This window comes from Pseudoduganella aquatica (genome assembly GCF_009857595.1).
Lineage (GTDB): Bacteria > Pseudomonadota > Gammaproteobacteria > Burkholderiales > Burkholderiaceae_D > Rugamonas > Rugamonas aquatica_A.
Map to the genome: position 1 here is coordinate 43,982 of NZ_WWCU01000016.1, position 18,885 is coordinate 62,866.

General features: G+C 66.2%; 14 protein-coding genes and 1 riboswitch. Of the genes, 4 read left to right on the forward strand and 10 right to left on the reverse strand.

What is annotated here, in order from left to right; genetic code table 11:
* Window positions 1–140: 140 nt before the first annotated feature.
* From GTP77_RS15355 to GTP77_RS15365, 3 genes are read right to left on the reverse strand one after another with little or no spacing between them, the layout of a single operon-like run.
* Window positions 141–1,703, reverse strand: a complete 1,563-nt coding sequence (locus GTP77_RS15355; protein ID WP_161073028.1) for an FGGY-family carbohydrate kinase — start codon at window positions 1,701–1,703, stop codon at window positions 141–143.
* A 1-nt stretch (window position 1,704) separates the two neighbouring features.
* Entirely contained in the window at window positions 1,705–3,309 is a 1,605-nt protein-coding gene (locus GTP77_RS15360; protein WP_161073029.1) for a glycerol-3-phosphate dehydrogenase/oxidase, read from the reverse strand.
* Window positions 3,306–4,910 (reverse strand): FAD-binding oxidoreductase, encoded by a 1,605-nt coding sequence (locus GTP77_RS15365; protein WP_161073030.1) that lies wholly within the window; start codon window positions 4,908–4,910, stop codon window positions 3,306–3,308. The genes GTP77_RS15360 and GTP77_RS15365 overlap by 4 nt, the downstream gene beginning before the upstream one ends.
* Before the next feature lie 87 nt (window positions 4,911–4,997).
* On the opposite strand from GTP77_RS15365, the gene GTP77_RS15370 reads away from it, so the two are divergent.
* Window positions 4,998–6,038, forward strand: a complete 1,041-nt coding sequence (locus GTP77_RS15370) for an AraC family transcriptional regulator (protein WP_161073031.1) — start codon at window positions 4,998–5,000, stop codon at window positions 6,036–6,038.
* A gap of 35 nt (window positions 6,039–6,073) precedes the next feature.
* Here the strand turns inward: GTP77_RS15370 and GTP77_RS15375 are convergent, their stop codons facing one another.
* The 6 genes from GTP77_RS15375 to GTP77_RS15400 form a co-directional block, all read right to left on the reverse strand.
* The gene (locus tag GTP77_RS15375; RefSeq protein WP_229202212.1) at window positions 6,074–6,514 is read right to left on the reverse strand and encodes a hypothetical protein; all 441 of its coding nucleotides are present in this window, start codon (window positions 6,512–6,514) and stop codon (window positions 6,074–6,076) included.
* 60 nt (window positions 6,515–6,574) lie between these two features.
* Window positions 6,575–7,102, reverse strand: a complete 528-nt coding sequence (locus tag GTP77_RS15380; protein ID WP_161073032.1) for an SRPBCC family protein — start codon at window positions 7,100–7,102, stop codon at window positions 6,575–6,577.
* 102 nt (window positions 7,103–7,204) lie between these two features.
* The gene (locus tag GTP77_RS15385; protein WP_161073033.1) at window positions 7,205–8,662 is read right to left on the reverse strand and encodes a cytochrome P450; all 1,458 of its coding nucleotides are present in this window, start codon (window positions 8,660–8,662) and stop codon (window positions 7,205–7,207) included.
* 77 nt (window positions 8,663–8,739) lie between these two features.
* On the reverse strand, window positions 8,740–8,940 hold the full coding sequence (locus GTP77_RS15390) for a hypothetical protein (RefSeq protein WP_057157919.1): 201 nt from the start codon (window positions 8,938–8,940) through the stop codon (window positions 8,740–8,742).
* 65 nt (window positions 8,941–9,005) lie between these two features.
* Complete coding sequence (locus tag GTP77_RS15395; RefSeq protein ID WP_308807731.1) at window positions 9,006–11,816, reverse strand: M16 family metallopeptidase; 2,811 nt, start codon at window positions 11,814–11,816, stop codon at window positions 9,006–9,008.
* Between the two features lie 25 nt (window positions 11,817–11,841).
* Window positions 11,842–14,649 carry a M16 family metallopeptidase gene (locus tag GTP77_RS15400; protein ID WP_228893380.1) on the reverse strand — a complete coding sequence of 936 codons (2,808 nt, stop codon included), beginning with the start codon at window positions 14,647–14,649 and terminating at the stop codon, window positions 11,842–11,844.
* Window positions 14,650–14,752: 103 nt separating this feature from the next.
* Window positions 14,753–14,895: riboswitch (FMN riboswitch) on the forward strand.
* Between the two features lie 102 nt (window positions 14,896–14,997).
* Here GTP77_RS15400 and ribB point away from each other — a divergent pair.
* On the forward strand, window positions 14,998–15,654 hold the full coding sequence (gene ribB / locus GTP77_RS15405; RefSeq protein ID WP_161073036.1) for a 3,4-dihydroxy-2-butanone-4-phosphate synthase: 657 nt from the start codon (window positions 14,998–15,000) through the stop codon (window positions 15,652–15,654).
* Window positions 15,655–15,682: 28 nt separating this feature from the next.
* On the opposite strand, the gene GTP77_RS15410 is transcribed toward ribB, so the two are convergent.
* The gene (locus tag GTP77_RS15410; RefSeq protein ID WP_229202213.1) at window positions 15,683–17,086 is read right to left on the reverse strand and encodes an MFS transporter; all 1,404 of its coding nucleotides are present in this window, start codon (window positions 17,084–17,086) and stop codon (window positions 15,683–15,685) included.
* Between the two features lie 104 nt (window positions 17,087–17,190).
* Between GTP77_RS15410 and GTP77_RS15415 the strand changes: the two genes are divergently transcribed.
* Window positions 17,191–18,057: a LysR family transcriptional regulator gene (locus GTP77_RS15415; protein ID WP_161073038.1), complete on the forward strand. Its 867-nt coding sequence runs from the start codon at window positions 17,191–17,193 to the stop codon at window positions 18,055–18,057.
* Window positions 18,058–18,079: 22 nt separating this feature from the next.
* Window positions 18,080–18,877, forward strand: coding sequence for an MlaE family ABC transporter permease (locus GTP77_RS15420; protein WP_229202214.1), 798 nt, complete (start codon window positions 18,080–18,082; stop codon window positions 18,875–18,877).
* The last annotated feature ends 8 nt before the right edge of the window (window positions 18,878–18,885 follow it).

Consider the following 18,885-nt stretch of genomic DNA (forward strand, 5'->3'; position numbering starts at 1 on the left):
GCTCGACTTTGTTAACAGATTCTGTGGATAAGCATGTTAACAAGCCGGACAACGGCCGCCTAAGTGACTGTTTAAAAAGAGAAAAGTTATCCCGCACATTTTTTCAGCAGCGGGAGTTATTCACAGGCGAGGCACGGGCACTACGGCGCTTCGGGGTAGCCGGTAATGTCGGCGATCTCCGCGTACATGGGCTGCAAGCGCTTGTACATTTTCAGGTAGACGCGCTGGTAGAGCTGCTCGTAGGTCTTGCGGCTGGCTTCCGACGGCTGGAACACGCGGCCGGGCCGCGTCATGGCCCGGATGGCGGCGGCGAAGTCCGCATGCAGGCCCAGGCCCGCCGCCGCGCAGATGGCGGCGCCCAGGCCGGAGGTTTCATACAGGTGGGCGCGCGCGGCGGGCAGGCCGAAGATGTCGGCCGAGAGCTGCATGGCCGCGTCGCTTTGCGAGCCGCCGCCGGCGATGCGCAGTTCCGTCACCCGCACGCCGCTGCGTTTCTGTATCCGCTCCGTGCCTTCGCGCAGCGCGTAGGCCAGCCCTTCCAGTATCGCCCGGTACATATGGGCGCGCGTGTGCACGTCGCCAAAACCTATCATCGCACCCTTCGCTTCCGGACCGGGCACCTTGATGCCGGGACTCCAGTAGGGCTGCAGCATCAGGCCCATGGAGCCGGGCGGCACGGCGTTCACCAGCTTGTCGAACTGGGCTTCGGGCGAGGTGCCTTTTTCGGTGGCGGTGGCCTGCTCCAGGTGGCCGAACTGCTCCTTGAACCAGTTCACCATCCAGTAGCCGCGGAAGATCTGCACTTCGGTGCTGTAGGCGCCCGGCACCGCCGACGGGTATGGCGGAATGAAGGGCGTGACTTCGATGTACTTGCTGTTGGTGGTGTTGATGGTGGCCGTGGTGCCGAAACTGAGGCAGCCTATGTGCGGCTCCAGGCAGCCCGCGCCTATCACTTCGCATGCCTTGTCGGCGGCGGCGGCCACCAGCGGCGTGCCTAGCGGGATGCCGGTGGCCTGCGCCGCTTCGGCCGTGATGGCGCCGATCACCGTGCCGGGCTGCACCAGCTCGGGCAGCATCTCGGGACGCACCGCCAGCGCCTGCCATTTCCAGTCGCGCGCGCCGGCCCAGCGGTGCTTCTTGTAGTCGAACGGCAGGTAGGCCACCTGCGAGCCGGTCGAGTCCACGTAGCTGCCGCACAGGCGATGGTTCAGATAGCCGGACAGCAGCAGCACCTTGTGCGTCCTGGCCCAGATGTCAGGCTGGTGGGCGGCGATCCAGTTCACTTCGGCCTCGCGGCGGAAGTAGTTGATGGTGCCTTCCACGCGCGCCAGCTTGAAGGCGGCCTTCCACAAGGGGCCGATGGGCGGCACGGTGCTAGTGCGGCGCTGGTCCAGCCAGGTGATGGCGGGCCGCAGCGGCTTACCGTCCTTGTCCACGTTGATGACGGTGCCGCGCTGCGTGGTGACGGCCACGCCTTTCACCTCCTCGCGGCGGATGCCCGAATCTTCCCACAGCCGCTGGCAGGCGATGCAGACCGCGCTCCAGTAGCCTTCCGCCTTGTGCTCGGCCCAGCCGGGGTGGTCGGAGTAATAGGGCTGGAGGTGGACCTGGGTCTTGGCGGCGAGGTTGCCCGCCAGGTCGAACAGCAAAGCGCGCACGCTTTGGGTGCCGTTGTCGATGGAGAGGATGTAAGGTCCGGGCATGTTATGCGGGCAAGCTGTAATGAGTGTTCAATAATGCCAGATAGGCGGCCTGTTCGGCATCCCAGCGGGCGTCGTCCCAGCCCAATTCGGGCTGGCAGATGGCGCGCGCGCGCGGCAGGATGGCGGCGCCGCCGGCCCTGAGCTGCAGGCCGATACGCAGGCGGCGCAGCAGCAGGTCTTCCAGGCGCTGCACGGATTCGTGCCGCGCGGCCCAGCGCAGCTGCGCCCAGATACTGGCGGTGCCCGGGATCAGATCGAGTTCGCCCTCGTGCGCGCAGCCGATCAGCGCCTGCGCGCTGGCGCCGTAGCGGCCTTGCAGGCGTTCGGCCTGGCCGGCGGGCAGGCCTTGTCCGCGACGGAGCGCAGCGGTGGACGCGAAAATGGACTGCGGCGCAAGGTCCGCGTGCCAGCCGGGCAGCATGGGTGCGGCGGCGCGCAGCGCGTCCAGCGCGATCACGCGGAAGGTGGTGAGCTTGCCTCCGGTGACCGTGAGCAGGCCGTCTTCCAGCCAGAGCGCATGCTCGCGGGTTTCCTTGGACGGGTCTGCCTGGCCGCTGTCGATCACGGGGCGCACGCCGGCATAGGTGGCGAGGATGTCGCTTTCCTGCAGGTCCAGTTCCGGGAACTGGCTGCGCAGCGCGGCCATCAGGTAGTCCACTTCGCCGCGCGTGATGGCGGCTTCGAAGTTCATGTCTTCGCTGTGGTCCACGTCCGTAGTGCCGGCCAGGGTGACACCCTCCCAGGGGAAGGCGAATACGGGGCGGCCGTCGGCCGGGTGCATCAGGCTGACGGCTTGCGCCAGCGGCAGGCGCCATGCGGGCAGCACCAGGTGGCTGCCGCGCAGCGGACGCAATCGTTTGCCGCCGCTGGCGCGCAGCGCGTCCGCCCAGGCGCCGGTGGCGCTGACGACGACACGCGCGCGCACTTCATGCGCCGCGCCGGTGGGCGCGTCGAGCAGGCGCGCGCCGCATACTTTGCCGTCTGCGCTGCGCAGCAGGCTTTGCACGCACAGATAGTTGAACGCTGTTCCGCCCAGCGACTGGGCTTCCTGCAACACGCGCATGACAAGGCGGGCGTCATCCGTCTTGGCGTCGCTGTAGCACATGCCGCCGCGCAGGCCTTCGGTGCTGATGTGCGGGGCGATGGCCAGGAATTCGGCGCGCGGGTAGTAGTGGCGGGCGCGCTGGCCTGCCATGTAATCGTAGATGGCCAGCCCGGCGAGAAACGCGCGGCGGCCGGGCTTGCGGCCTTCGTAGTCGCCGAAGGCAAAGCTTTGCGGCTCCACCAGTCCGGCCGCTTCGCGCAGCAGGCTTTCGCGCTCGTGCACGGACTCGCGGGTGAGCGAGAATTTGCCTTCCTTCAGATAGCGCAAGCCGCCGTGCACCAGCTTGGACGAGCGGCTGGACGTGCCCCATGCAAAGTCGCGCTGCTCCACCAGCAGCGCTTTCAGGCCGCGCCGCGAGGCTTCCAGCAGGATGCCCGCGCCGGTGATGCCGCCGCCGATAATCAGCAAGTCCCAGTCGCGCGCAAGCAGTTCGGCAAGCGCCGCGCGCCCGCCGGGCTGCCAGTGCGGCGCCGGCGTTGTCTCGCTCGCGGCCGCGCTCATGGCTTCGCCGCCGGCAGCAGCTTGCCGGGGTTCATCATGCCCTGCGGGTCGAAGTGGCGGAAGATGGCCTCCATGGCCGCGATGCCCGCCGCGCCTTTTTCCGCCGCCAGGTAAGGCGCATGGTCGCTGCCCACGCCGTGCTGGTGGCTGATGGTGCCGCCGCTGTTCACGATCGCCAGGCTGGCCGCCTGCTTGAGCGAGCGCCAGCGCGCCATGTCCTCCTCGTAGTCGCCCGCCAGCCGGTACACAAACGTGGTGTACACGCTGGCGCCCTGCGCGTACAAGTGCGACAGGTGGGTATAGGCGTGCACTTGCTCGCCATGCTGCGCAAGCGCCTTGGCGGCCGCCGCTTCCACCGCATGCATGGTGGACTCCACCAGCGGCCAGTCCACCGCCGTCTCCACCGTGTCGATCACATAGCCGTGCTCCCAGGCCGCGTTGCGCAGGTAGACGTTGCGGAAGCGGTTCTGCTTCCACTTGTCGCCCATCTTGCGGCCCACATGCACGCCGCCGTGACCGCGCGCCAAACGCAGCGCGGCGGCTATGGCGGCCTTGGCCTGCGGCCTGGCGCCGCTGGCGCCCAGCATCAGCATGCACTTGCCGTCCTTGCAGCCGCGCAGCGACAGCCAGCCTTCCAGCAGTCCTATCAGCTTCTTGTGGCCGGCCAGCGCCAGCATGGTGGTGGTCTCCAGTGCGTTCGACAAGCGCAGCATGGACAAGCCGAGTTTTGCCTGCGCCAGCTCGCGCACCGCCGTCTCCGCGCTCGCCCAGTCAGGGAAGAACACGGCATGGAAAGCTTCGTACGCGGGCAGCGGCGACACGCGCACCACCGCTTCGGTCAGGATGCCGATACGGCCTTCCGATCCCAGCACAATCTCGCGCAGGTCCGTGCCTGCCGCCGATGCGGGGAAGGTGGGAATCTCCAGCCGGCCCACCGGCGTTTCCACCGTGCCGCCGGCGAACATCTGCTCTATGCGCCCGTAGCGCAGCGACTGCTGGCCCGAGGAGCGCGTGACGATCCAGCCGCCCAGCGTGGAGTACTCGAAGGACTGCGGATAGTGGCCCAGCGTGTAGCCGTGCGCGCGCAGCTGCGCTTCGAGGTCCGGACCGTACACGCCCGCGCCGAAGGTGGCCAGCTGCGAGGCGCGGTCCAGGTGCGCCATGCGGCACAGGCGCGTGAGGTTCACAGCCAGCGTGGCCTGCCCGCCCTCGCCCGCCGTCAGATGGCCTGCCACGCTGGTGCCGCCGCCGTGCGGAACGATGGCCGCGCCGTAGCGCTGCGCGTAGTCCAGCAGCTCGCGTACGTCTTCCGCGCTTTCCGGAAAGGCCACGCCATCGGGCGCGGCGCCGATGCGGCCATAGCGCAGCTTCAGCCAGTCCGGCAGGCTTTGCCCAAGCGCGTTGCGCAGGCGGACCGGCGCGCTGGTCTCTACCAGCCGGTGGTAGGGCAGGCGCGGCGGCGCCAGCGCATTGCAGGCCTGCTCGAACGTGGCGTCCTCCCTGCCCTTGCCCGCGCCTATGCGCCGGGCCAGGAAGGCCAGCGCGTCCGCCTCCAGCGCAAAGTTGACCGCATCGTCGCCCCAGCCGTTCCAACGTCTCATGTTTTTTTCTCCGCTTGCTATACTGGCGCACCTGGCCAAATGATGACTAGAGAATAAGACCAAACCCGCCTCCGGTATTGCGCTTTCATGACACACGCCTTGTTCGATTATGCCAATCACGGCCGCGTAGCCGGCTCCTATCTGCAGCCGCTGCTGGAGGCTGCGGCGGCGCGCGGCTTGGCGGCGCAGGCGCTGGAGCAGGCGGCCGGCCTGGCGGCGGGCGCGCTGGAGCCGCTGCCAGAGTCCCTGCCGGCAGCAGACTATGTGCGCCTGCTGGATACCGCCGCCGCGCTGGCGGACGATCCGCATTTCGGCCTGCACGTGGGCGAGCGCGTCAAGCTGGGCACCTACAGCGTGTACGGGCTGATCCTGCTGAGCTGCCGCGATTTCGGCCACGCTTTCGAGCAGACCATACGCTATGAACAGCTGGCGCACGACCTGGGCCGCTCCAGCCTGGAGGTGGAAGGCGGCCTGGCGCGCTACACCTGGCACAGCCGCTTTACCGGCGCGGGCAGGCATCTTGCGGACAGCGTGTTCGCGGGCATCCGCGTGTTCGGCAACTGGCTGGCAGGGGCGCCGCTGCCGCCGGCGCGGCTGGAGCTGATGCATGACGGCGGCGGCCCTGCGCTGCATGGCGAATATCTGCGCGTGTTCGGCGAGCTGCCGCAGTTCGGCGCCGAGGCCAATGTGGCGAGCTTTGATGCGCAGCTGCTGGCGTGGCCGGTGCCGAATGCGGATGTGGGCATGTATCCGGTGCTGCGCCAGCATGCGGAGCAGTTGCTGCAGCAGCGCGCGCAGGCTGATGCGGGCATCGCGGCGCAGGTGCGGGAGGCGGTCGTGCGCGGCCTGCCGCAGGGGCAGGCGCGGCTGGCGCCGGTGGCGCAGGAGCTGGGGCTGTCGCCGCGCACCTTGCAGCGCAAGCTGAGCGATGCGGGCGTGAATTTCCAGCAGGTGCTGGACCAGACGCGCTTCGCGCTGGCCAGGGATTACTTGCGGCAGCCGGGGCTGAGCTTGGTGGATATTGCGTTTTTGCTGGGGTATCAGGAGCAGAGCGCTTTTAATCACGCCTTCAGGGAGTGGGCGGGGGTGAATCCGGGGGCTTGGCGGGTTGCGGCGCAGAGCGCCTAAGCCGCCCTGCGCGGTTCGACGCCAAGCGGCATTTTTCAGGTCTCCGCGCCGCGCACGCGGACGAAGGGGCCGAGGCAGGCGTCCATGCTGGCTTGCAGGCACATGAGGAACATATTGCCGGAATGGTGGAACAGGATGAAGCTCGACACCGCCTGCCCCACTTCGGCCACTTGCCCCGAACAGTCTTTCTTGCCGTTGTCTTTGACGATCTTGTCGGAGGTCTTGTAGAAGCCGTTCTTGTCGGGCTGGTCGTCGATAAGGAATTCGGTTTCGGCCACTTCGGACGCGCTGGTGATCAGCGCCGTGCCATCCGCGCGCATACGGTAGATTTCCTGGCAGGAGCCGTCCGGCAGCACGAAGCGCCAGGTGCCGACGATGGGGTGATCGTTGCGCACGGGGGCGGCGTTGCCGGGCGCCGCGCCGCATAGGGCGCAGGCCAATATCATCAGGCGTACCAGCCGGCTCAGGAAATACATGGCGAACCTCCGCGTTGGCGTTGGATGCGTCCAGTATATCCCGGCCCGGCAAAGCGCGTTTTACTTCTCCGCCACCGCCTTCATGCTGGCCAGGCCTTTTTCAAAATCCGGTCCTACCATTTTGTCCATGCTGACGAACACGCCCATCAGCTTGGTTATAAAGGCGCTGGGGCCGGACATGGTCCACACCACGGTGGTGCTGTCGCCCTTGGGTTCCAGCGTGAACACGGTGGTGTTGTGCGACTCGAACGGTTTCAGGAAGTCGAGCTTGATGTCGATCTTGCTCGGCGCGGCGGCGCCGGTGATCTCCATGCGGCCTGCGCCCACCTGGTCGTTGCCCTCCCAGCCGTACACGGCGCCCACGCCCGTCGGCGCGCCGCTGAAGGTGCGCACCATTTTCGGGTCCAGGTGCTCCCACGGCGACCAGGCGCTCCAGTTGTGGAAATCACTGATCATGGGGTAAATCTTGTCCGGCGCGGCTTTGATGGTGATGCTGCGCGTGACGGTGAAGCTATTGGGCTGCGCCAGCGCCAGGCCGAGGATGATGACGATGATGGCGGTAATGGCGATGGCGATTTTCTTGAGCATGGGGTCTCCTGCTGTCATGGTTTTTATAGGCCGGCTGTTGCCGAATGCGCAAGCCTAGCATGGTTTTTTGGCTACGTTGTCAAAAAAATGCGGCGCGGCCGTTCACGCGCCGCGTGCGCGCAACAGCAGCGGCAAGGCGCTCGGCGTCATCGTGAAGGTGAAGCATTCCTCCACCGGCGGCGCGCCTTCCCGCAGCGTGAAATCGAAGTTATGCAGAATCATGGACATGGCCATTTTGATCTCGGCCGTCGCCAGGTAGCGCCCGGGGCAGAAGCGTGGCCCGCCGCCAAAGGGGAATATCTTGCGCGCCGGGTCGGAGACGGAGGCGGCGGCGGAATCCGCGCCGCCTTCGGCGCCGGCCAGCCAGCGCTCGGGCAGAAAGGCGGCCGGCTCGGTAAAGCCGCCGTCGCGTTCCGCCGCCTGGCGCAGCAACAGGAAGACCACCGTACCGGGCGGAATCTGCACGCCGCCTATCAGCGTTTCCACATTGCTCTCGGCAGCCATGAAGGGCGCCACCGGCTTCAGCCGCATGGCCTCCTGCGTGGCCGCGTCCAGGTAGGCCATGCGCTCGAGCAGATGGGGGTCGCGCGCCACGGTGTCCGTGCCGAGCAGGCTGTCCGCCTCCGCTGCGGCGCGGGCCACGGCGGCGGGCGACTGCGGCAGCAGGTTGAGCAGCCAGGCCACCGTGTTGGAGGTGGTGTCCTCGCCGGCGAACACCATGGTGATGGCGTTGCCGATCACGGCGCTGTCGGTGAAGCCGGAGCCGGCTTCGTCGCGCGCGGCCACCAGCGCTTCCAGCATATTGGAAGGCTTGGCCCGCAAGGCGGGATCGGCCTCCATGCGCGCGCGGGTCTGCGCGATGAAGCCCTCAATGGCGTTGTGGATGCGCGCGGCGGCGGCGTCTGCCTCGCGGTCCACCGGCAGCTTGAACAGCTTCCAGTATTCCACCGGCGTGACCAGGCGGCGCGCCACGCGCTTGAAGATGAATTCGATATCGCGCTGCAGCGGGTTGTCCTCGTGCTCCAGCGTGTTGATGTCCTGCCCCATGGCCAGGCCTATGGTCACGTCCAGCGTGTAGGCTTTCAGGTCGCGCAGCACGTCCACCGCGCGCCCGGCGGCCAGCGCGGCCTTCCAGCGCAGGCACAGGCGCTCGGTCATCATGGCCAGCGTGGGGAAGAAGCGGTGCACCACTTCCGGCGTCAACGCGCGCATGGCCAGCTTGCGCTGGCGGCGCCACTCCTCGCCCTCGGCAGTGAACAGGCCGCGCGTGCCGGCCTCTTCCAGCATGCGCGCGGTGCGCGTGGAGCGGCGGAAGGTGTCCGGCCGGTCGCGCAGGATGCTGGCGATCAGGCCGCGGTCCGCCACCACCACGAAGCTGCGCCGCACCATGGTGAAACGGTAGATGGGACCGAACTCGCGCGCCCAGTCTTCCATATTGCGGTGGAAGCGGCCGGGCTGGATCTGGCGCAAATTGCCCAGCAGCGGCAGGCCTTTGGGGCCGGGCAGATCCGCGACGCAGCGCATCTCCGCCGTGCCTGCCGTGTTTGCAGTGTCAGCCATCTCTCATCCTGGGGTGGGCAGATTATCTGTTAAACAAACTGTACGCCTGCTGCCATCACGAGGAATGAAGATCCGGCCTAGGCCAGCGCTTCCTTGGCCGCTTCTTCCGGCGTCAGGCCGTCATAGAACTGGTCGGTGAACCATTCGATCTGTTCCTCGATGTGTTCCTGCGCCTGTTCCACGGTGGCGCCGCCCTGCACCAGAAAGCCCTCCACTTCTATGCACCAGTGAATCAGCGCCAGGGTTTCTTCGTCCAGCTCTTCTTTTTTCTTTGCCATGCTTGCTACACCTTCACTGTTACGGTATTGAATGCCAGCCTACAGTGTAGCAGCATGGAGCGCGCTTACTTCGCTTCCGGGTACAGCACCATCTGCAGATAGTTCTCCATATTGAAGTAGCGTTTGGCCGCAGCCTGCAGGTCCGACGGCTTGATGGCCGCCACGCGCTGCTCGTACTTCAGGATGCTGTTGGCCGGATCGGTGCCGTTCACGGCCGCGCCCTGCAGGCGGCTCAGCCAGTAGCCGTTCTCGCGCAGCGCCTTGCGGTAGCTGGTGTTCCAGTTCTCCTTCACCTTGGCCAGGTCGGCCGGGTCCGGGCCTTCGTCCTGCATCTTGCGTATCAATTCCATGGTGGCGGCGATCACCTTGCCGGTGTTCTGCGGCGCGCATGGCAGCGAAGTCTGGATCTGGTAGGAGCCATACGGACGCTTGCTCAGGCCGCCGCCGATCTGGCCGCCGTAGATCACGCCCATTTTCTCGCGCAGGGTTTCAATCAGCTTGATGTTGAGCACTTCCAGCATGGCCTGCATCTGCATCTGCGCTTCTTCCGTGTACTTCGCTTCGCCGGTGAACACCAGCGCCACGGTGCTCTTTTGCTCCGAGCCCTTGTACACCTCCTGCTTGACCACGCCCTTCACGGGACGGATGCCCGGATCCTTGTAGTCGGCCACGATGGCCGGCGCCGGCAGGCTGGCCAGGTAGGTGGCGATCAGCGGCTTGATCCTGGCCACGTCGAAACTTCCCACCAGGTAGAAGGTGAAACCCTTGGCGCTGGCGAAGCGTTCCTTGTAGATCTCCATCACGCGGTCGAGCTGGATCTGGTCAAAGTCCTCCACGCGCGGCGCGCGCGGCGCCAGCGGATGATTGTTGTACAGCGTGGCGGTCAGCGTGTCGCCGAACACCGCTTCCGGCGTCAGCAGCGCATTGCGCGCCAGCTCGCGCTGCTTGCCGATAAAGGACGCGTACAGCGCCTCGTCCTTGCGCGGCTGCGTGAATTCCAGGTGCGCCAGCTGCAGCATGGTTTCCACGTCGTTGCTGCCGGAGCTGCCGCGCAGGCCTTCGGACAGGGTGGCAATGCTGGCGCCGGAGACGGCGGTCTTCCCGGCCAGGATCTTCTGCATGTCGGTGGGCGTATAGCCAAGCAGGCCCATTTGCGCCACGATGGTGCTGGCGTAGCGGGCGTTGAACATGTCCTTGGCATCGTACAGCGACTGCCCGCCGAAGCGGTGCGCGCCCATCAGCACCTGGTCGTTCTTGAAGTCGGTGGGCTTGAGCACGACCTTCACGCCGTTGCCCAGCGTGAGCTCGGTCAGGCCCAGCGCCTTGTTGACGGTCTCCTTGACGATGGTTCCGGCCTTGGGCGGCTTGGCCATCAGGCTGGTGGCGTACACCTTCTCCGCCTGCGCCTGCACCGCCACCATCTCGGCCGCGTTGACGGCGGCCAGCAGTTCCTCGCCTTTCGGCGCCGGCTGGTCGGACTTCTCATTGCCCATGTAGACCACCAGCTTGTGCTGGTCGGCCGGCAGCAGCTTGCGCGCTGCGGCGTTCACTTCATCCAGCGTAATGCCCGGCACCAGCTCGGTGGTGTAGGCATACTCGTTGGCGATGCCCGGCATGGATTCGTTCACCAGGAAGTTGCGCGAGTACTCGGCCGCGAAGGTGGCCGATTCGGATTTGTCGCGCTCGTTGTACACGCGTTCCACCTGGCGCAGCATCCCCTTCTTGATGCGCTCCAGTTCCGACGCGGTAAAGCCGAACTGGCGCGCGCGCTCGCTCTCCTGCACCAGCGCGCTGATGGCCGGCTGCGGACCGCCCTTGCCAAGCACGGCCAGCGCGCTGAAGGACTGGTAGCCGTGCGCCACCTTGCCCATCGCGCCGCCGCCCTGGATAAAGGGCGGTTCGGCCTGCTGCGTCAGCTCGTTCATGCGCTGGCCCAGCATGGACATCACCATGCCCTCCACCAGCTTCTGGCGATAACCGGCAAAGTCGGTGTGCTCCTTGTACGGCTCGATGGCGTAGCGGATGTAGAGCATATTGGCCGGCGACTCCTTGTCCAGGAACACCAGCGATTCGGAATAGGCGCGCGACTGGATGGGCGCGTAGGCGCGCGGGCGCGGCTGCTCGGGATTTTTCAGCTGGCCGAAATGGCTCTGCACCAGCTTTTCCGCTTCCGCAGGCTCGATATCGCCCACCACGATCACGGCCATCAGGTCCGGGCGGTACCAGTCGCGGTAGAAGCGCTTGATGGCTTCCGGCTTGAAGTTCTTCAGCGTGTCTTCCAGCCCGATAGGCAGCCGCTCGGCGTAGCGCGAGCCGTTGAACAGCTTGGGCATGAGCACCTTGTTCATGCGGTCGCCCAGGCCCTTCCCGATGCGCATCTCCTCCAGCACGATGCCGCGTTCGCTGTCGATGTCGGCCTCGTTCAGCGACAGGCCGCCGGCCCAGTCCTGCAGCACCTTGAAGCCGGTCTCGATGTTCTCCTTCTTCGCGGTGGGGATGGGCAGCATGTAGACGGTTTCGTCGAAGCTGGTGTAGGCGTTCAGGTCGGCGCCGAACTTCACGCCTATCGACTGCAGATAGGAGACCAGCTCGTGGCGCTTGAAATTGGTGGAGCCGTTGAAAGCCATGTGTTCGGTGAAGTGCGCCAGGCCGCGCTGGTCGTCATCCTCCAGGATGGAACCGGCTTTCACCACCAGGCGCAGCTCCAGCTTCTGCTCCGGCTTGGCGTTCTTCTTGATGTAGTAGGTCAGGCCGTTGGCCAGCTTGCCGACCTTGACTTCCGGCGCCATCGGCAGTTGGGCCGACAGGTTGATTTCGGCCTGGGCCATCAGCGCGCAGCTGAGCAGCACGGCGGCGGACAGGACTCGCATAGTCATCACACTCATGGTATTTCCGCTTTCCTTACTTGGTTTCCGGGTGCAGAACCGCTTGCACGTAATTGTCGAACTTGATGTAGCGCTTGGCCACCTCCCGCAGGCTTTCCGGCGTGATCGCCGCGATGCGCTGCTCGTCGCGCAGCAGGATGGCGGGATCGCTGCCGTTGGCATACGCGCCCTGCAGGCCGTTGAGCCAGAAGCCGTTGTCCTGCAAGGCCCTGCGGTAGGACAAAATCCAGTTGGTCTTTACCTTGGCCAGGTCCGCCGGGTCCGGCCCCTGCTCCTGCATCTTCTTCAGCAAGTCCATGGTGGCGGCGATCACCTTGGGCACGCTGCCGGATGCACATGGCAGATTGGCGCTGAAGGCAACCTGGCCGTAGGGCTGCTTGCTCAATTTGCCGGTGAAGCTGCCGGTGTAGAGCAGCCCCTTCTCGTCGCGCAGCACGTCGACCAGCTTGATGTTGAGTACTTCGGCCAGCGCGCGCACGCGCATCGCCTCGTCCTCCGAATACGGCGCCTCGCTGGTGAAGCGCAGGTTGATCCGGCTTGATTTCTCGGAGCCACGGTAGATGTCGGTCTTGATCAAGCCTGTCGCCGGGCGCACGCCACGGTCGCGGAAAGCGGTGGGAATGTCGGCCACAGGCAGGCTGCCCAGGTAGGTGGCCAGCAGCGGCTTGAGCTTGTCCACCTCGAAGCTGCCCACCAGCACAAACGTGAAGTCCTTGGCGCTGGAAAAACGCTCCCGGTAGATCTCGGCCACGCGGTCCAGTTTGAGCTTGTCGTAGTCCGCCGGCTGCATCAGGCGCGGCAGCAGCGGATGGTCGTTATACATGGCGCCGGTGATCTTGTCGCCGAACACCGCATCGGACGTGGCGGCCCTGGCCGTCGCCAGTTCGCGCTGCTTGGCGATGTAGGAGGCGAACAGGTTCTCGTCCTTGCGCGGGCGGGTGAAACGCAGGTGCACCAGCTGCAGCATGGTTTCCACTTCCGCCGTGCCGGCGCTGGCGTTCACATTTTCATACAGCTCGCTGATGTTCACGGCCGCCTGCACGGATTTGCCCGCCAGGACTTTGCCCAGTTCCAGCGGCGCGTAATCCATCAATCCCATACCCGCGACAATGCTGCTGGCCAGGCGCGCGCTGTGCAGGTCGGCGGCGTCGTACAGCGACTGGCCGCCGGGGCGGAAGCCGCCCATCAGCACTTGCTGGGTCTTGAAGCTGGTCGGCTTGAGGACCACGCGCACGCCGTTGCTCAAGCTTAGCTCGGTGATACCCAGCGCCTGGTTCACGCTTTCCTTGACGATGCTGCCCGGCTTGGGCAGCGTGTCCATCAGGCTGGCGCCGTAGACTTTTTCCACCAGCGGCGGCAGCGGCGTTGCCTCGGCCGCTGCGGCTGCGGCCAGCAGCGCGTCGCGCGACGGTGCCCGCACTTCTCCGCGATCGCTGCCGCCGTAGACCGCCAGCTTGGGCTGGCCCGACGGCAGCGCCTTGGCCGCAGCGCCGTTCACCTCCTCCAGCGTGACGGCGGGCAGCAGCTCTTTCAGGAATTCATACTCATAGGCCGGCCCGGGCAAGGCTTCGCCCAGCAGGAAGGAGCGTATCAGCGGCACGGCCACGCTGGCCGAGTTGATGGTGTCGCGTTCCCGGTAGCGCACTTCCGCCGCGCTCATCAAACTCTTGCGGGCACGCTCCAGTTCCGCCGCCGTGAAACCATGGCGGCGCGCGCGTTCGTTCTCCTGTATCAGCGCGGTCACCGCCGGCTGGGCGCCGCCCTTGCCCAGCACCGCATTCGACTGGAACATGCGGTAGCCGGGGGCTATCGTACTGCGCGCGCTGCTGCCCTGGATGAAGGGGGGATTGGCGCTTTGCGCCAGTTCCGCCAGCCGCAGCGACAGCATGGACGTGTACAGCCGCTCGATAAGCTGCGCGCGGTAGCCGGCCATGGTGTTGTCCGGACGGTGGGGCTCGGCCGGATAGGTGATCGTCACCGTATTGCTGGGGGCTTCATTGTAGCGCTGCACCAGGGCGTCGTTGGCGGCATAGGGCGGAATCTCGGCGTAGATGCGGGGGCGCGGCGCGGCCGGTCCGGCCATCTTGCCGAAGTGCTTGTTCACCAGCTGTTCCGCTTCGGCCGGATCGATATCACCCACCACGATCACGGCCATCAGGTCCGGCCTGTACCAGTCGCGGTAAAAGCGTTTGACCGCCTCCGGCGCGAAGGCGTGCAGCGACTCGACGGTGCCGCTGGGCAGCCGGTCGCCATAACGTTCGTTGTTGAAGCGCTTGGCGTACAAGTCCTTGGTGTTCCTGGTGCCGCCGCGCAGGCGCAGCTCCTCCAGCACGATGGCGCGCTCGCTTTCAATGTCCGCGTCGTTGAGCACCAGGCCGTGCGCCCAGTCCTCCAGCACCTGGAAACCCTTGTCCAGGTCTTCTTTTTTACCGAGGGGCAGCGGGAGGATGTAAACCGTTTCGTCAAAGCCGGTGTAGGCGTTCAGGTCCGCGCCGAATTTCACGCCGATGGACTGCAGATAGGAGACCAGTTCGTGGCGCTTGAAATGGTTGGAACCGTTGAAGGCCATGTGCTCGGTGACGTGGGCCAGGCCGCGCTGGTCGTCGTCTTCCAGCATCGAACCGGCTTTCACCACCAGGCGCAGCTCCAGCCGCTTCTCCGGCTTGGCGTTCTGCTTGATGTAGTAGGTAAAGCCATTGGCCAGCTTGCCAACCTTGATGTCGCGCGCCATCGGCAGGGGCGCGGCAGGATCGATTTCGGCCAGTGCGGGCAGCGCGGAGACCAGCAGGATAACAGCGGCGGCCGCTGCGGCGCGCAATTTCATAATAGCCATGCTTAGCAGGATGATATTAAATAAGTTGCCACAATACACGAAGTCTGCGCGATTGGGCTACAATCGCTGCGTCTCATTGTAGAGGCATTAACCAATACGTCTTCGGGGCGGGGTGAAATTCCCCACCGGCGGTAAAACCGGCAACGGTCAAGCCCGCGAGCGCTTGCTCACGCAAGGTCAGCAGATCTGGTGCAATTCCAGGGCCGACGGTCATAGTCCGGATGAAAGAAGATGTGCGCTGCAACGCGGCTTCCCTATCGAGCGATCGAGACGGGCAGCCGCGCGTCGTCGCTTGCCCTGATGCGTTTTTCGCCAACTTATGCGAGGAGCGTTTCACCCATGCTAGTCAATCAAGAAGTCAACCCATACACCCTCTCCAGTCCAGATCTCGAAGGCCGCATCCAGTCCGCGCTGGCGGCCATGCGCGCGGGCGTGCCCGTCATCCTGCTGGACGATTTCGACCGTGAAAACGAAGCGGACCTGATCGTGGCGGCCGACAAGCTCACCGTGGAAACCATGGCGCTGATGATAAGGGAGTGCAGCGGCATCGTCTGCCTGTGCCTGACCGCGGACAAGGTGCGGGAACTGGAGCTGCCGCCCATGGCGCCGGACAACGGCAGCCGCTACGGCACGCCGTTCACGGTATCGATCGAAGCGCGCCACGGCGTGACCACGGGCGTGTCCGCCGCCGACCGCGTGACCACCATCCGCGCCGCCACGGCGGCGGGCGCCAGGCCGGCGGACGTGGTGCGGCCCGGCCATGTCTTCCCGCTGCGCGCCACGCCGGGGGGCGTACTGGCGCGCAAAGGCCACACCGAAGGCTCGGTGGACCTGGCCATCATGGCGGGCCTGAACCCGTCGGCCGTGCTGTGCGAGCTGATGAACCCGGACGGCACCATGATGCGCGGCGCGGACATCGAACGCTTCGCCGAATTGCACGGCATGCCCATTCTGACCATCGCCGAGATGATCGAGTGGCGCACCAGGCAAGGCTGATCCACGGCCAACCCTGCCTTTGCGAATTTTAGCGCGGGAGGTGCACGTGGCGGTGCACCAGCGTGGCGGCGGCGGCAAACGCCAGCGCCGCCACGCCGAACGCCACCGGCAGGCGCGCGCTCCAGGCGGGCAGCGCGTGGATCACAGTGCCCATCAGCGCCACGCCCACCAGCGCGCCTATCTGCCGGTTGGCGTTCAGCGCGGCGGCGGCGCTGTTGGAGTACGCCTTGCCCGCCACCTGCATCACGGTCGCCGTCATGGCCGGTATCGCCACGCCGACCGCCACGTTCATCAGCACGATCACCGCCAGCATCAGCGCCATCGGCATGGCCGGCAGCCACCAGGCCAGCGCCAGCAGCACCGCGCCCATGGCACCTCCCACGGCCAACCCGCCCAGCAGCGGCAGGCGCAAGCCCACCCGCGCCGAGATGCGGCCGGAGGAGAAATTCCCTATCGTGAACGCCGCCATCATGGGCAGCAGCGTGTAACCGGTATGCAGCGCGTCGGCGCCGCGCGCCTGTACGTAAAGGCTGAGCAGGAACAGCTGGCCGAACGCCGCCATATTGATCAGGAAGCCGGTGGCGTTGGCCGCCGTGAAGCTGCCGTTGCCCAGCAAGGCGCGCGGCAGGATGGGATGTTCTATGCGCCGTTCGCGCCGCACCAGCAGCGCGGCAGCGGCCAGCGTGGCCGCCATGCCCGCCAGCAGCGGCGCCGAGGTCCAGCCCAGCACCGGGCCTTCTATCAGCACAAAACTCAGCGCTGCCAGCGCCAGCACGCCCAGCCCGTGGCTGATGAAGGACAGCGGCCGTGGCTGCGGCTGCACCACGGGGATCAGCCGGTACGCCAGCGCCATGCCCAGCAAGCCCAATGGCACGTTCACCCAGAACACGCTGCGCCAGCCGAATTCGTGCACCAGTATGCCGCCCACCAGCGGCCCGATGGCGGACGATGCGCCCACCATGGCCGACCACGTACCCACCATGCGCGCGCGCACCTTGTCGTCCTCGAAGGTGTGGGTCAGCAGGCTGAGGGAATTGGGCAGGAACAGCGCGGCGCCCGCGCCTTGCAGCAGCCGCGCCGCCGTCAGGGCGCCGCCCCCGGGCGCGATAGCGCACAGGATGGAGCCGAACAGGAATATCGCCAGGCCGGTGATGTAGGCGCGGCGCGCGCCCATGCGGTCCCCCAGCGCGCCGCCCGCCAGCAGCAAGGCGGCAAAGGTCAGCGTGTAGCCGTCCACCACCCATACCAGGCCGGACACCGGCACCGCCAGGTCGCGCGCAATGTCGGACAGCGCCGTGTTGACGGCGGTGAGGTCCACCATCGCCATGACAAAGCCGATGGCCAGGGTAAGCAGCGTCAGCGTGCCTGCGGGCTGTATGGCCGCTTGCGCCTGGGGCATGGGGGATGCGGCCCTGCTTGAATAATTCGTCATGATGCACTCCATTTACAGATTCTCCAGCATCGTAGGCCGCTTGCATGATGCAGTAAACACGCATAACATCAGCACTCCAATGCAAAAATGCATTCACTGACATCATGGACTGGGACAACGCACGCATCTTCCTCGCCATCCACCGCGCCGGCACGCTGCGCGGCGCGGCTGCGCAGCTCGACATCGACCAGGCCACGGTGGGCAGGCGCCTGGCCGCCATGGAGAAGTCGCTCAACGCCAGGCTGTTCCTGCGCACGCCCGGCGGCTATGTGGCCACGCCGGCCGGCGACCTGGCCGCCAGCGCCGCCGAGCAGATGGAAACCGCCGCCGACCGCCTGCAGCGCGAAATGCAGGGCATAGACAATCGCCTGTCCGGCACCATCCGCGTGGCGACCTCGGACACCATGGCGGCGCACTTCGTGGTGGAAGCCATGCAGCGCCTGCACCAGCGCCACCCGGACATCCGCATTGTGCTCACCGCCGCCACCCAGCTCTCCAGCCTGACGCGGCGCGAAGCCGACCTGGCCATCCGCACCGTGCGGCCGGACAGCCCGGACCTGATCTCGCGCCACCTCACGCGCCGCACGCTGGGCCTGTACGCCTCCAAGGCCTACCTGAAAAAACACGGCATGCCCACGCCGGGCAACGCGCTGGCCGGGCACGACATCGTGATCTACCAGCACAGCGTGGCGCCGCGCCATGCGGAGAAGCTGTGCGGCGAGCCGGTGGCCAACGCGCGCGTGGCGATGGAGGTGAACACCGGCCTGGTGCTGCACGAAGCCGTGAAGGCCGGCCTGGGCATAGGTGAACTGGCCACCCACATTGCCGCCACCACGCCGGAGCTGGTGCGCATCTGGCCCGAGCGCGAGCAAAGCTACGAGGTCTACCTGGTGATGCACAGCGATTTGAACCGCACCGCCCGCGTGCGCGCAGCGGCGGACGCCATTATCGAATCGTTCCCCTCCAAATAGCGCCGAATGCTAAGATGGCAAGATGACTACACGGGCATCATTGCTAACCCCGCTGCGCGACATGCAGAACTGGGCCATGGACTGGATCGCAAGCTGGTGGCAGCTGCTGCACTTCAGCGTGCTGGTGGCCACGCTCGCGCTCACGCCGTCCAGCTACAACGCGCGCCACCGCCCTGCCCTGGCGCGCCAGTTGGTGCTCGGCAGCGCGCCCCACCTGCCGTGGTTCACGCTGGTGTCCGCGCTGATCAGCCTGGTCATCATCCGCATCGTGGTGGTGACCTCGCAAAGCTACGGCCTGTCGCGCTACGCGCTGGAGATGGTGGTGAGGGTGCTGGTGCTGGAACTGATCCCGCTCATCACGGCGCTGTTCGTGGCCTTGCGCAGCACCCTGCCGGCCGGCGTGGAATTTGCGCAGATGCGCACGGCGGCCAGCGGCAGGAACGCGCTAAGCGGCATGGCCGGCCTGCGCGACGAGTTCTTTCCGCGCGCGGTGGCAGGCATGTTCTCGGTATGGCTGCTGGGCGCCGTGAGCTGCGTGCTCACGCTGGTGCTGGCCTATCTCGCCATCTACGGCTTCACGCCGTATGCGCTGCAAGGCTACACCCGCGTGGTGGGCCAGATCTTCAACCCCGCCGTCGCGCTGATCCTGGTGCTCAAGATTATTTTCTTCAGCCTGGCCGTGGGCCTGATCCCGCTGGCCTCGTCCTTCCATATCGGCTCGCGCCGGCTGCGCCATGTGCACGGCCTGTCGGACATGGTGCGCATGTTCTCCGTGCTGCTGCTGATCGAAGCCGCCTCCCTGGTGGGCAACTACTACTGAACCCCGAA

What these genes read in the sequence shown, in the direction of transcription:
- GTP77_RS15355 (WP_161073028.1), bottom strand. Translation starts at nt 1,703, where the DNA reads ATGCCCGGACCTTACATCCTCTCCATCGACAACGGCACCCAAAGCGTG.
- GTP77_RS15360 (WP_161073029.1), bottom strand. Translation starts at nt 3,309, where the DNA reads ATGAGCGCGGCCGCGAGCGAGACAACGCCGGCGCCGCACTGGCAGCCC.
- GTP77_RS15365 (WP_161073030.1), bottom strand. Translation starts at nt 4,910, where the DNA reads ATGAGACGTTGGAACGGCTGGGGCGACGATGCGGTCAACTTTGCGCTG.
- GTP77_RS15370 (WP_161073031.1), top strand. Translation starts at nt 4,998, where the DNA reads ATGACACACGCCTTGTTCGATTATGCCAATCACGGCCGCGTAGCCGGC.
- GTP77_RS15375 (WP_229202212.1), bottom strand. Translation starts at nt 6,514, where the DNA reads ATGTATTTCCTGAGCCGGCTGGTACGCCTGATGATATTGGCCTGCGCC.
- GTP77_RS15380 (WP_161073032.1), bottom strand. Translation starts at nt 7,102, where the DNA reads ATGCTCAAGAAAATCGCCATCGCCATTACCGCCATCATCGTCATCATC.
- GTP77_RS15385 (WP_161073033.1), bottom strand. Translation starts at nt 8,662, where the DNA reads ATGGCTGACACTGCAAACACGGCAGGCACGGCGGAGATGCGCTGCGTC.
- GTP77_RS15390 (WP_057157919.1), bottom strand. Translation starts at nt 8,940, where the DNA reads ATGGCAAAGAAAAAAGAAGAGCTGGACGAAGAAACCCTGGCGCTGATT.
- GTP77_RS15395 (WP_308807731.1), bottom strand. Translation starts at nt 11,816, where the DNA reads ATGACTATGCGAGTCCTGTCCGCCGCCGTGCTGCTCAGCTGCGCGCTG.
- GTP77_RS15400 (WP_228893380.1), bottom strand. Translation starts at nt 14,649, where the DNA reads ATGAAATTGCGCGCCGCAGCGGCCGCCGCTGTTATCCTGCTGGTCTCC.
- ribB (WP_161073036.1), top strand. Translation starts at nt 14,998, where the DNA reads ATGCTAGTCAATCAAGAAGTCAACCCATACACCCTCTCCAGTCCAGAT.
- GTP77_RS15410 (WP_229202213.1), bottom strand. Translation starts at nt 17,086, where the DNA reads ATGACGAATTATTCAAGCAGGGCCGCATCCCCCATGCCCCAGGCGCAA.
- GTP77_RS15415 (WP_161073038.1), top strand. Translation starts at nt 17,191, where the DNA reads ATGGACTGGGACAACGCACGCATCTTCCTCGCCATCCACCGCGCCGGC.
- GTP77_RS15420 (WP_229202214.1), top strand. Translation starts at nt 18,080, where the DNA reads ATGACTACACGGGCATCATTGCTAACCCCGCTGCGCGACATGCAGAAC.